Source organism: Streptococcus oralis subsp. oralis, from assembly GCF_000960035.1.
Classification (GTDB): domain Bacteria; phylum Bacillota; class Bacilli; order Lactobacillales; family Streptococcaceae; genus Streptococcus; species Streptococcus oralis_G.
In genome coordinates this window covers 425,397-437,630 of the sequence record NZ_JYGR01000005.1, presented here as the reverse complement: position 1 = coordinate 437,630, position 12,234 = coordinate 425,397, and the positions used below count along the sequence as shown (strand labels likewise).

Here is a 12,234-nt window from a genome sequence, read left to right as displayed (position 1 = left end):
TTTTCTTTCTATATGAAAATGATAACGCAATCATCCTCTTTTTTCAAGTTTTTTGCTCAATTTGCCTCTGTCGCAATCTGCAAGAGTGCCTTTTCAAACAAGTAACTTTTTTCATAGACACCTGTCTTAATCTGGTAGTCTGTTTCAATCAAATAAGAAATCGCTCGCTTGAGAAAAGCCAAGGAAATCCCTCTCGAATCTCTTAATGCAAACTTGATTTGATAAGGATTCGGATTTCGTCCCAAATAAGTCCCCAGACTGCTTACAATCTGCGATTCCGTTTGTCCAGCATCTGATAAGATTTTCACTTGAGTAAAAGTCCGAAATTGTCCTAACATGACAGCTATGAGCTTGATTTCGTCTTCCCCTTGCAGGGTCAAGTCTCTAACTAAGTCACGGGCCTGATCAATCTTCTTAGCTAAAATAAACTGAGTCAAATCAAAAATATTGTCCTGAAGAGTCTTAGGAATAGCTTCAACAATGTCCTTTTCCTCAATCAGGCCATCTGACTTATAAGACTGTAAAAAGAGGAGATTTTTCTGGATTTCGCTAAACTGAAAACCAGACTTGATGAGTAGATTTTCAAAAGACTTTTCCGCAAACTGCAGACCTTGTTTCTGACTCCATTTTTGGAAATATTGGCGAAGTTCTTGTTCTTTGGCTTCTACTGCATCAAAAACATTGGCATCACGCTTAAGTAATTTGACCAGTCGTCTCTTACTGTCCAGTTTTCCTTCCGCAAATATCAATAACTTGGTTGTCGGTGAAGGATTGTCAAGGTATTCCTCAAATGACTTGAGTTCATCATCTGTTAAAAACCGTTTCTTGGCTGTTGTGATATCGACAAAATGGTCTAATATCACGATTTTTTCATCGGCAAAGAAAGGGAGACTGACCAGCTCCAACTCTAAGTCTTTATAAGCTACTTCTTTCATATCAAAGTAAGCAAAATTGAGATCAGCTGGATCATAACCAATCTGCTTCAACACTTGACTCTTCATAACTTCAAACTGGCCCTGATCTGTCCCTGTAAATAGATTCAGGCTAGATAGATTTGATAACGTCAACTTCTGACTATCTTCAATGGCAAGCATCTTCTCTCCTTTCTTCTTGTTTTTCTATTTTATTTAGTCAATATAGCGCAATTTCCCACGGAAATCTTCTAGGCTCTCGTACCCTTTTTCCGCCATGATTGCTTTCAGTTCATTGGTAATGCGCTCAAAAGCATCAACACCTTCCTTGTGGAGTGTCGTTCCTACTTGCACCATACTAGCACCGCAGAGGATGTGTTCAAAGGCATCACGACCGTTCAGAACGCCACCCGTTCCGATGATTTGGATTTGCGGATTTAAGCGTTGATAAAAGGCTTGCACATTAGCAAGAGCAGTCGGCTTGATATACTCTCCCCCAATCCCACCAAAACCATTCTTAGGACGAATCACGACCGACTCATCTTCTATATAAAGGCCGTTCCCGATAGAGTTAACACAGTTAACAAACTTGAGAGGATATTTATTGAAAATAGAAGCCGCTTGGTCAAAGTGAACAATATCAAAATATGGTGGCAATTTGATCCCAAGAGGTTTGGTAAAGTAGGCAAATACCTCTGACAAGATACGGTCTGTTGTCTCAAAATCATAGGCAATCTGAGGTTTTCCTGGAACATTTGGGCAAGAGAGATTAAGCTCTGTCAGTCCTTTGAATTCACTCTCTTGAACTTTTTTCAAGATGGTATGTGTTTCTTCTGGAGACATGCCAACTAGAGATAGGAAGAAAGTACGGTTTGGCTCTTTTTCCTGCAAGTCCAAAAGATAGTCCAGATAATAGTCTAAACCATTGTTTGGCAAGCCCATAGAGTTGATGGAACCAAGTGGAACATCTTGGTAACGTGGTTCAGGATTTCCCTGACGAAAGTCCAAGGTCGCAGTCTTCGTAACAAAAGTACCTGCCGCTGAGTTTTTGACCCCTTCAAGCTCTTCTATCGTCATACAAGCCACACCCGCTGCATTCATCAAGCAATTGTCAAACGCAAATCCAGCTATTTGTGTTTTCGTTGATACCATGATTCTAATCCTCCAGATTCCTTTTATTTCTAATATTATACCATACTTTAAGATTTTCTCTTTGAGAAACTAATTTCTATATAAAACGTTCGGTTTTCTAAATTGAAAGAATTTTTTGAAAATTTCTGTTTTTTCTTTACACTCAAAAAAAATTCTGCTATAATGTCTCATGTAATAAAATATAACAACAAAAAGGAGAACGATATGACATCTGCTAAAGACTATATCCAAAGCGTGTTTGCAACTGTGAAAGCTCGTAACGGGCATGAGGCTGAATTTCTCCAGGCGGTTGAAGAATTCTTCAGCACTTTGGAGCCTGTTTTTGAAAAACACCCTGAGTATATCGAAGAAAACATCTTGGCACGCATCACTGAGCCTGAGCGCGTGATTTCTTTCCGTGTTCCTTGGGTTGACCGTGAAGGTAAAGTACAAGTCAACCGTGGTTACCGTGTTCAATTCAACTCAGCTGTTGGACCATATAAAGGCGGACTTCGTTTCCACCCCACTGTAAACCAAGGGATCTTGAAATTCCTTGGCTTCGAACAAATCTTTAAAAACGTCTTAACTGGACTTCCAATTGGTGGAGGTAAAGGTGGATCAGACTTCGATCCTAAAGGGAAGACTGATGCTGAAGTGATGCGCTTCTGCCAAAGCTTTATGACAGAATTGCAAAAATACATCGGCCCATCTCTTGACGTACCTGCTGGTGATATCGGTGTTGGTGGACGTGAGATTGGTTACCTTTACGGACAATACAAACGTATTAACCAATTTGATGCGGGTGTCTTGACTGGTAAACCTCTTGGATTTGGTGGTAGTTTGATTCGTCCAGAAGCAACTGGTTATGGTTTGGTTTACTACACTGAAGAAATGCTCAAAGCTAATGGTAACAGTTTTGCTGGTAAGAAAGTGGTCATTTCAGGTTCTGGTAACGTAGCTCAATACGCTCTTCAAAAAGCAACTGAACTTGGCGCTACTGTCATCTCTGTATCTGACTCAAACGGTTATGTCATCGATGAAAACGGTATTGATTTCGACCTTTTGGTTGATGTTAAAGAAAAACGCCGTGCTCGTTTGACTGAGTATGCAGCTGAGAAAGCAACTGCTACTTACCATGAAGGTTCTGTCTGGACTTACGCTGGGAACTACGACATCGCTCTTCCATGTGCGACTCAAAACGAAATCAATGGTGACGCAGCTAAACGCTTAGTTGCTCAAGGTATTATCTGTGTATCTGAAGGTGCCAACATGCCTAGTGACCTTGATGCGATTAAAGTCTACAAAGAAAACGGAATCCTTTACGGACCTGCCAAAGCTGCCAACGCTGGTGGTGTAGCTGTATCTGCGCTTGAAATGAGCCAAAACAGTCTTCGACTCTCATGGACCCGTGAAGAAGTTGATGGACGTCTCAAAGACATCATGACCAACATCTTTAACACAGCTAAAACAACTGCTGAAACATACGGACTTGGTACTGACTACCTTGCAGGAGCAAATATCGCTGCCTTCGAAAACGTGGCAAACGCTATGATTGCACAAGGTATTGTTTAATTAGTCGATACATCCTATCGGAGGACAAATGATGAACTTACGGTCAATGGAAGTGAGAGACAATCCAGCTGTAGCACAACTCATTAGAGCTAGCCTAGAAGAATTCGGGCTTGACAAAACAGGAACTGTCTACTTTGATTCTCATCTAGATCATTTGGCCGACTATTATCAACAGCAAGAGAGAGCAGCTTACTTTGTCCTGGAAGACGAAGGGCAGCTGGTTGGCTGTGGTGGCTTTGCACCTGTGTCTGATAAGATTGCTGAATTACAAAAACTGTATATCACTAAAAACAGTCGTGGCAAAGGTTATTCCAGCAGATTGATAAAGCGAATATTCCGTGAAGCCTGCCTAGCTGGTTATGAACAGCTTTATCTAGAAACCTCTACTGAACTGGCTACGGCTGTGGCCATCTATCAACACTATGGTTTCACATCACTGCAACAACCACTTTCTAACGCCGCCGGCCACCCAGCTATGAATATCTGGATGATAAAATCCCTCTTATCAGATGAATAGATGGCAGTATACTAATGTAGCCAATGCTATGATTGCACAAGGCGTGGTTTAAGAGTTAAAAAAGTTATCAAAAGCAACAGCTGTTTAGCTGTTGCTTTTCGTATTATAAAATTTAATTTAAGCAAATAAACTTACTAAATTTCTAGATACAACCTTAATTTATTTGTTTAAAAAATTAAGATTGTTTCATTACGAATGTCATCAAATCAAGAAACTATAAAAGTTTTACCACAATTTCCACAAGTCAATTTAGTTCCAATTACTCCATCTGTAGGTTTATGACAAGTAGGACAATAAACACGTTTTGCTGATAGTCGATAAGATAACTCATCTCGCAATTCTTTCCCTTTAATTTCAATAACATCATCACCTTGTTCTTCAAACTTAAGAACTGCTATCAAAGCTTTGTCATATTGTTTCATCCGTGGCTGTTTTAAGAATAAAAAAGAGGATAGAATCAAAAACAGGAAAAATAAAACAAACAAAATTGTTACTATTAAATGCCACATAAAGTAGAAATCATGAAGTGAACCTTCTTTTTTTCCTAATATCCATCTCATGTAGTTATCGATGTACTGATAAAATTTCAGTCCCGAAAGAATACATATGAAAGATACTATAGGATAAACAACCTTGGAAATGATTAAACGATAGCGTCTCATTTATATTTCCTTTCTAGATAACCATGCACCGCAATAATCACATGATTTACCTTGCCCTAGATCAAGCAGATTCTCACTACTACATGATGGACAAATAACGGGATATGTATTTTTGTTAATCTGGTGCTTTTCAAATAAAGTGAATAAAGCTTGTATTTGATTTCGTTTCTTGACTTCTTCTTCTCTCTTTGACTTACGATAAGTCATTACCAATATTGAGATCACACTAAACAAATACCACGGAGCTAAAAGAAATAGAAATCGAATAGACCATTCCCTAGATTTTTCAAATTCAAGAAATGATGATAAAATGATTAAAACAAGCATTTGAAGTAAATTCTTCTGTTTTAATTTCTTCAAGGAAAAGGAATCTTTAATTGTTTCTCGAAATAAATATAAAATAATTAAAGCAACTGGCACAAAGGTAACATTTTGAAATGATAAAAATAAAAAACTGATAACAACGGAAATTCCAATAGATTTTGCCAAAATTATAAAATCAAGATTTTTCAATATTATAAAGATAGTTGGTCCATCATCTATAGAAAAGATAGCAAGTGATAAAACTACAAAACAGAGTATTACTATATTTGAAATTAACCAATGAAAGCCTTTTTTCCAATTATTCTTAATATACTGTTTCACCTATCTTCTCCTCTAGTTGCTATATATTCTCTATAAAGAGCCTTTCCATTATATATCTCATCCAAAGCTTTGACTTTAATTTTTATATTTTCTAAAACACCAAAACTATAAAATGCAAAGGAAGACAAAAAGAAACCTGATAAAGAAAAAATAATAGGAGTCACTATTGAGAAAATCGGCTTACCATGTTCAAGAAATAGAGTTACGGCCCATAGTGAAAGAAAAAATGTTGCACTTGTCAATCCCATAAAAAGTATACTTAATAAACGAAATACTTGGTACATCTACTATATCCTCTTGTCATAGAACTTGTCTAAGTAATCCCTTACTCTTTTAAAAAGATTTCCTAATATCTTTCAGGGAATTGGTGTATTTATTCATACATTTCTATACTTAGAATTACATAATTTGAAAGATCTAAAAACGAAATAAAAGATCTTAGTTTTAGATTTCTAAGAAAAAGGGGAACTCTGGCAATCCTAGACTTCCCAAATAAATTCAAAAATAAATGTGAAAATACAAAAAACCAAAAGTTAAAGATAATATCCAACCTAGAATGGTATAAAAAATTATTTTCTCCTAAGATTCAAACTATCTTTCATGACCACAATTAGAACAGAAGTTTGCTCCTTCCAAAAAAGAAGTCCCACATTGGCTACAAAACTTAGCTAAGCCTATTTCTCCTTTGAGGTCAGATTTATGTTGATTAACATCTTTGTCCAATGAATTCCTATCTTCAATATGATTCATCAAGTTGCTAAATTTAGCACCCAAGCCAAGCCCCATTGCGATTTCCACACCTGCTCCCATTAGCTTTCCTGTAGAATCATTATTTTTAGCTGCCTCTTCTAAAATATCAAATTGTCTCTCTTCTTGATAAGTATACTCTTCAATATCTCGACTCGCCTGCTTGCTTTTGGCTTCCAAAATTTGCTTGTGGTATTTAAAGATTTCTCTATATCCATTGCTATTCTGATTTACCTTTAAGGCCTCAATGTTAAATTCTTCAATACTAATTCCATATTTAGCAAAATGGCTAGATAAAATTTCTGACAAACCAACAGCTATATCAAAACTGTGCATCTCAATGTCAATAATTGGAATCTTATAGCTATATATTACTTGTGAAATAGCTGAACTAATCAGTCCACTGGCAGTTTGTCTAAATCGATTTTGTAAAATAGTAGCTGTTATAAGATCAGGGTGACTTGGCATAAATTCTAGTATAAAAGCTTCCAAATCTACAATTCGAGGAATAAAATTTCCATGTATTTTCAATTCAACAGGAATATCACTTTCTGGATCTCGAACCATTATAGGTGAAGAAGTTCCCCACCCAATCGGTTGCAAATCATACGTGTTTACAAACCACAAAAATGATGAGTCAGATGAAATCCCTCCACTTAGAAAGTTTTTTATTCCTGAAGCTGTCTGAATATCATTTCCTTCAATCTTATGTTTTCCAGCATCATAAGTAGCTACTGCTCTTCCATTTGAAAAGAACACAGCACGCTGACCAGGATTTACAATTACAGTTGCTCCTATCTTGATATTCGTTTTAGGATGTCTCCAAGCAAGTATATTCCTTGTTTCCTCACCTTCATAATGAATAACATCAAACAAATTTAATGCCATCTTTTCTCCTTTTCTTTATAAAAATGTTCAGACCAATCTTCTCTAACTATACTTCTATTATATAACCCATTTATTGAAAAGGCAACCCATACTTATAAATCATCATTTCTGGACAATGCTTTATAAAAATATAAAAAACCGCTACTCCTAAGAATAGCGGTTTTATATGTTTTTTAAGCTACTAATGTAGTTGCTCTATTATTTAAGAGTAACAATTTGCTAATCTTATTTTCTCCCAGTATTAGTGGGTTAATTCCTCCATTTTCAACTTTGGCAGGAATTTGGTAGGTAAATTGATAATCCAAGATTATCTAAACTGTCTGTAATCTCTTCTGAAATTGTTGAATCACCTGAATAATACCAGTGACTATATGTATTCAACGTGGTTGACTTATCAGCATGTCCTAATCGATATGAAACATATAAGGTATCCTTATGCAATACATTTATAAGGTAGGAAGCATGACTATGTCTTAAACCTTTCCCCGTAATTTCTGGTACACCCGTAACCCTAGCATGCCTTTTTATTATCCTAGAAATTGTAGACTTACACAAGGGGGCACCAAAACGTGATATTACATAATCTTTATCATCATTCTTTATTTGAACTTCTCGCCATTTTTTAAGTATTGTAATCGTAAAATCATCTAAATCAATTTTACGATTCCCTGCTACTGTCTTTGTTTGTTGTTTAGCATACCATACACCGTTTTTGTCTTTCTCAATTGTCGAATGAACATGAATCCATTTACGTTCAAAATCAATATCTTCCCATTTAAGAGCAATACCCTCACTAACTCTTAAGCCAGTCATAAAATATAACCAGATTGTCATGTAATTATGGAGTCCCTCATACTCACTAATATCAAAAGAGTTTATTACCTTCTTAAATTCATCAAATGTCCAAAATTTTGTATCAGGGTGCTTTCCTCTAGGATTATCTAATCCTTTAAAAGGAACTCTATCAATATAACCCAATCTTTCTGCATAGCCCAGACACGCTTTAAATCTAGACCACATATTTTTAGCATAGTTACTAGAATACTTGTCTATAATAGCTAAGCGAAATCTTTCACAGTCAATAGTACTAATATCTGATAATTTTTTACTACCAAATTGCTTAATAAATAACTGATGATGTGGTAAAGCAGTCTGATAAGTTACAAATTGAACTTTTTGTTGATAATATTTTAAATAAATCTCTTCCATAAACTCTCTAAAAGTTAGAAAACTATTATTAATAGTAGAGTTCACAAATTCATGTTTTAAACGAAGTATCTCTTCATAAGCTTCCTTAAAAGAATTAAACGGTAGTCCCTGTTGATTTTTCCTTCCTTTCTTTTGAATTCTTTTCCCAGTTATTGGATCAACTCCTAATTCAATTTGAAAGTAAATTTTTCCTTTTGAATCTTTGTATACACCTTTATATTTCTTTGTCTTTGATATAACCATTTTTCTCACCTTCTATATCTGAAAAAGAAATACCAATTAAATTTTCTACAATATTTTTAGGAGCAATGCCTAACCTTTTATTATCGAAAGGTGAACATCCTAATTGTACCGCATTCTTATCATTTTTTCTAGCTTCTTCAAACTTTTTTACAGCAATTTTTTTTGCTTGTCTAATAATATTTCTCGATGTGTGCTCTGGAAAACCAATCGCAACTAAATCTTTATAGTTTACTGTTTCCATGATTTTACTACTTCCTTTCTTAGATTTTTTCACCTCCATGGCATGACTGATGAAGTCATCATAAGAATTTCACTTGCTGCTCTTTTACGGTGGCAGCCTGAACGGTCAGAAGTATCATTGTATATCATTTGTATCATGGCATATAAAGTATCGCTCTATTTTATTGATGGTTTTAATATCGCTCTTATCATGGCGAGCCATTCAAAACTGCTCCACAAATGAGGAAAGTACCATTTTGGACTATTCAATTGTCAATGTGCTTTCTTACCTAATACTTTTTGGAGTAATGGTCTTCTTTATTATCCACTCGACCTACAAGGTAATCTAAACTTACATTATAAAAATCTGCAAGTTTGATAAGGTCATCTATAGAGATTAACCTGGTACCAGCTTCCATTTTAGAATAAGCTGATCTTGTGCAATTCAAAACGATTTTCGCAATATATTCTTGTGTCAAATCATCATCCTCGCGTAAATCTCTAATCCTTTTCAACATCCAATGTCTCCTAAAACAAGTATAATATAGTTATTTTCTTATTTTTAAATATGTGACAAATTGGAACATGAAACTATTCTATATATACTTTTTAGGAAACTGTTTACTCTAAATGTATCTCATTTTCCTTAATAGATTTCATATTTTGTTTTTCCTTATATTTCTTTATTGTTTTATTAAACATTTCAAATAAATTTATTGCTTCTCTATTTTGTTCCTTCAGTGTTTCAATCTTTCCTTTATATATGTATAAATCCTTCTCTATTGTATCTACTGAACTTTTACCTTGAATACTATTTTCTAAATTGCTAGAACTATTTGCCGTATTATTCAACAATACTTCCTCTAAATTAGTTAAATCATCAATTTTATTTTGGACTTGTTCAATCATATTCTCTAGATATGATATTTGGGCAATGAAATCATTTGTTATATCTTCAAAATCATTCGGACTATTTTCCGCAGATATAAGAAAATCTAATTGTTCTATTTTTTCTTTAATTTTGCTAAGAGGAATTCTTCTATACATATACTGCGGTTCATACTGAAGATTAAATTGCCTAATCAAAGTTTTACCTTTCATAAAGCGATTTTTTTCTGCTGAGTCTTTATGGTATACATAGTAAGAACTAGTTTCTCTGATAAATACTTTAACTTTTTCTTCTTCCATATTGATTTGAATATTTGGTACAAAAATAAGTCCTTCTTGTCGGATACCAAACTGTACCTTAATGTAAATTCCATCGTCTACTACTTCTTCTATTTGATTAAGATTCAACTCTACTTCAAACTCATGAACTGCATCCCTATTTCTCTTGAAATCTTGATAGGATTTCCATACCACCTCTTCTGTCGGCAACTCTTTTTCTTTAATTAGCTTTTCTTCATTGTAAAGTTGAACTAAATTTTTATTATCTAAGACAACAGTTTCATTTTTGTTATTAAAATAGTCTTGAAAATAACTAACACTATACCGATTCGTTTTTCCCAATTCCTGTTCTGAAAGCTTTATCTCATCAAATTCAAATTGAACATGTTTTTCTTTCGGAATTATTTTTAATCCAAAAAATTCTGCTCGTTGAATCAATTCATTCATATTCTTCATTTTCGGAAGTAAAAATTCTAAGATGTTTATGATTTCCCTTTGAACAAACTTTTTCTTAAAATAAGTTTCATTATAAGGTTGTTTTCTACTCAATTTACTATCACGTACGACTTGTTTCATATTTGAATCAGTCATAAAAAAAGTAACATGCTTGTGTCTAAAATCAATTTTCAAATGTAAAGCTTTTGCTTTTTTCTTGAAATCTTCAAAATTTTTCGAGTTCTCGATTAGAAAATATACTCGTTGTTTTATTTCATATTTGTAATTTGTTTTGCGATAAACTTCATACTGACGATGCGAATAACGATTTTCTAGAATTTTTGCCCCTGCAATTTTTGAAAGACGATCAGAAACCATTCGTAGATTATGTTCTGCCTTATAATCCCATAGAAACTTTTTATCAGAATTCTGATCAATTGAATTTAGGATGATGTGATTGTGGATATGATCTTTATCGACATGAGTTGCTACGATAAAACGAAATCTACCTCCTGTCAATTCTTTAACTGTCTCATAACCAATCCGATTGATTTGTTCGGGAGTAAGATGATCATCTGGAGAAAAAGACTGAATAATATGATGAGAATGAATTCTTCGTTGATTTACTTCTTGCCTATCATGACGAAATTCATAAAGACCATCATTACTTAAAAAATTATCATTGTACATCTTCACTAGTTCTTTATAACTAGGAAAATCTAAATAATTTCTCATACCAAAATCTGAAACTAGTGCTAGATTTTTTGTTTTACTTGGATTCAAAATATATTTGATTAGTTTGCTACGATAATTTTTTCCATGAATCGCAAAGTGTTTAGTGATGACCATAAAATTTCCTCAATTTTTCAGATTGAATAAGAAAATCTTTCTCCACTTCTACTATTAACTCTTCTATACCTTTTCTCAATTCATTTAACTCAACTTCCGTTATTAAATTCGAATAATTTATGCTTCTGGCTATTTGATTAATATTATTTCCGATTCGTTTTAATTCAAAAATCAAATTTTGATAACCAGTTGTATCAATGGTGATAAAATTCATGCCAGGGTCAAGTAGGGTTCGTCGAGCATATTCTGAAAAAGATTGACAACCGCTTTGGTCGATACAATGTTTCAACTGACTCAATTCGCTATCAGACAGAAACACTTTCTTGAGATTGGTTCGGTAACGATGTTCCATGTACTCACCTCATGTATTTATCACGGAAGTCTTGGCTGAGGGGAATAGAGTTTCCAACTTCTTTAATCAACTCCTGTACGCAGGTTAAGAGAATAGATACATAATCTTGGGTAACTTGATGTTCGGACTGTGCCAATATTAAAACACCATGAACGTCAAGACTGATTTGTTCTAGTTTTTGGGATTGCCAGAGGGCAAACCACTTTTCAGCAGTCATTTCAAACTCTTCCTCCAGCAATTTATTTCGAGCAAAGGGCGAAAAATGTTCAAATCCCTTATTTTTCATTATCACTTCAATCATTTCCAATTCATTTGCGGTTAAATTAACCTCTTTGCGAATGTCTCTGTATTGTTCTGACATACTATTTCCTCACTTTCATCAATGGTTGGACAATCCCCGACCCCGTATTAACCACGGGAAACTTGCAAAGACAAAATCTATCATCTTGTAAGGCTTTGCGAGCTCAGATATTGTGTCCACAATATCCCAAAAATCATATCGTTAACCGACCAAAACCTTCTAGTTTTGACAGCCAACGATAAGTTAACTTGGTGGCTTCGCCCCCAAACCCCTAGAGAAAATCTAACATAGATTTTTACAAGTTGAGAAAAGTATAGCGGAAAAAACTTGGAGAAGTTATCACAGAGAAATGAGAGAATGAAAAAGAGAGCCTAGGCTCTCGGAAA

14 protein-coding genes are annotated in these 12,234 nt (G+C 34.5%); 2 read left to right on the top strand and 12 right to left on the bottom strand.

The window, feature by feature from the left end; all coding sequences use genetic code 11:
• Positions 1-56: 56 nt before the first annotated feature.
• A complete protein-coding gene (holA, locus tag TZ92_RS05205; RefSeq protein ID WP_033629562.1) occupies positions 57-1,094 on the bottom strand; it encodes a DNA polymerase III subunit delta in 1,038 nt (345 codons plus the stop codon).
• Positions 1,095-1,127: 33 nt separating this feature from the next.
• The gene (locus tag TZ92_RS05200) at positions 1,128-2,063 is read right to left on the bottom strand and encodes a dihydroorotate oxidase (protein ID WP_033629561.1); all 936 of its coding nucleotides are present in this window, start codon (positions 2,061-2,063) and stop codon (positions 1,128-1,130) included.
• A gap of 204 nt (positions 2,064-2,267) precedes the next feature.
• Here TZ92_RS05200 and gdhA point away from each other — a divergent pair, with 204 nt between their 5' ends.
• Together gdhA and TZ92_RS05190 are read left to right on the top strand one after the other, a co-directional pair.
• A complete protein-coding gene (gdhA, locus tag TZ92_RS05195) occupies positions 2,268-3,614 on the top strand; it encodes an NADP-specific glutamate dehydrogenase (RefSeq protein ID WP_033629560.1) in 1,347 nt (448 codons plus the stop codon).
• 31 nt (positions 3,615-3,645) lie between these two features.
• Positions 3,646-4,131 (top strand): GNAT family N-acetyltransferase, encoded by a 486-nt coding sequence (locus TZ92_RS05190; RefSeq protein ID WP_033629559.1) that lies wholly within the window; start codon positions 3,646-3,648, stop codon positions 4,129-4,131.
• 206 nt (positions 4,132-4,337) lie between these two features.
• Here the strand turns inward: TZ92_RS05190 and TZ92_RS05185 are convergent, their stop codons facing one another.
• From TZ92_RS05185 to TZ92_RS05140, 10 genes are all read right to left on the bottom strand, one after another.
• Positions 4,338-4,793 (bottom strand): hypothetical protein, encoded by a 456-nt coding sequence (locus TZ92_RS05185; protein ID WP_033629558.1) that lies wholly within the window; start codon positions 4,791-4,793, stop codon positions 4,338-4,340.
• A complete protein-coding gene (locus TZ92_RS05180) occupies positions 4,794-5,438 on the bottom strand; it encodes a hypothetical protein (RefSeq protein WP_033629557.1) in 645 nt (214 codons plus the stop codon).
• Positions 5,435-5,722, bottom strand: a complete 288-nt coding sequence (locus TZ92_RS05175; RefSeq protein WP_000285175.1) for a hypothetical protein — start codon at positions 5,720-5,722, stop codon at positions 5,435-5,437. Before TZ92_RS05175 ends, TZ92_RS05180 begins: the two co-directional genes overlap by 4 nt.
• 307 nt (positions 5,723-6,029) lie before the next feature.
• Positions 6,030-7,073, bottom strand: coding sequence for an SPFH domain-containing protein (locus TZ92_RS05170; RefSeq protein WP_033629556.1), 1,044 nt, complete (start codon positions 7,071-7,073; stop codon positions 6,030-6,032).
• A gap of 264 nt (positions 7,074-7,337) precedes the next feature.
• On the bottom strand, positions 7,338-8,525 hold the full coding sequence (locus TZ92_RS05165; protein WP_033629555.1) for a tyrosine-type recombinase/integrase: 1,188 nt from the start codon (positions 8,523-8,525) through the stop codon (positions 7,338-7,340).
• Entirely contained in the window at positions 8,497-8,766 is a 270-nt protein-coding gene (locus TZ92_RS05160) for a DUF3173 family protein (RefSeq protein WP_000450956.1), read from the bottom strand. The genes TZ92_RS05165 and TZ92_RS05160 overlap by 29 nt, the downstream gene beginning before the upstream one ends.
• Before the next feature lie 268 nt (positions 8,767-9,034).
• Positions 9,035-9,262, bottom strand: a complete 228-nt coding sequence (locus tag TZ92_RS05155) for a helix-turn-helix domain-containing protein (protein ID WP_033629554.1) — start codon at positions 9,260-9,262, stop codon at positions 9,035-9,037.
• Between the two features lie 103 nt (positions 9,263-9,365).
• Entirely contained in the window at positions 9,366-11,195 is a 1,830-nt protein-coding gene (locus tag TZ92_RS05150; RefSeq protein ID WP_033629553.1) for an SAG1250 family conjugative relaxase, read from the bottom strand.
• On the bottom strand, positions 11,182-11,547 hold the full coding sequence (locus TZ92_RS05145; RefSeq protein ID WP_005590092.1) for a MobC family plasmid mobilization relaxosome protein: 366 nt from the start codon (positions 11,545-11,547) through the stop codon (positions 11,182-11,184). The genes TZ92_RS05150 and TZ92_RS05145 overlap by 14 nt, the downstream gene beginning before the upstream one ends.
• Before the next feature lie 4 nt (positions 11,548-11,551).
• The gene (locus tag TZ92_RS05140) at positions 11,552-11,908 is read right to left on the bottom strand and encodes an SAG1252 family conjugative relaxosome accessory protein (protein WP_033629552.1); all 357 of its coding nucleotides are present in this window, start codon (positions 11,906-11,908) and stop codon (positions 11,552-11,554) included.
• Positions 11,909-12,234: the final 326 nt, after the last annotated feature.